1 rRNA gene is annotated in these 465 nt (G+C 46.0%); it reads right to left on the minus strand.

Annotated features, from left to right (window positions below):
• Positions 1-380: 380 nt before the first annotated feature.
• Positions 381-465 (minus strand): 5S ribosomal RNA (rrf, locus tag GTP41_RS28110); the annotation flags it as partial.

Raw genomic sequence — 465 nt, forward strand, 5'->3', positions numbered from 1 at the left:
GCCGCCAGCGTTCAATCTGAGCCAGGATCAAACTCTTCAGTTCAATCTCTGTTTTTCGGTATTGCTACCGAGGTCACTCACTCAAAATACTGACGAATCTCTTTCGAGATTACGTTTAATATATTTTTTGCGAGCGTTATAACGTATATTTTGAGCATCGGACCCGAAGGTCCGGGCATATCGTCAAACGCCCACACTTATCGACTGTTGATTTTTAAAGATCGCTGCTTGTTTTCGACAAAGCGTTGTGTTTGTCAGCAGCAGAGAAGCGAGATTATGCAGCACTTCGGAGATTTCGTCAACCCCCTCATTTTTGCAGTACGGCTTCACTTATAAGCAAAAAGCCCGCTGACACATGTCAGCGGGCTTTTCTAATAAGAGCCTGACGATAACCTACTTTCACACTGGTTGCAGCACTATCATCGGCGCAAAGTCGTTTCACGGTCCTGTTCGGGATGGGAAGGG

Origin of the sequence: Pseudoduganella guangdongensis, from assembly GCF_009857475.1 — a bacterium.
GTDB lineage: Bacteria > Pseudomonadota > Gammaproteobacteria > Burkholderiales > Burkholderiaceae_D > Rugamonas > Rugamonas guangdongensis.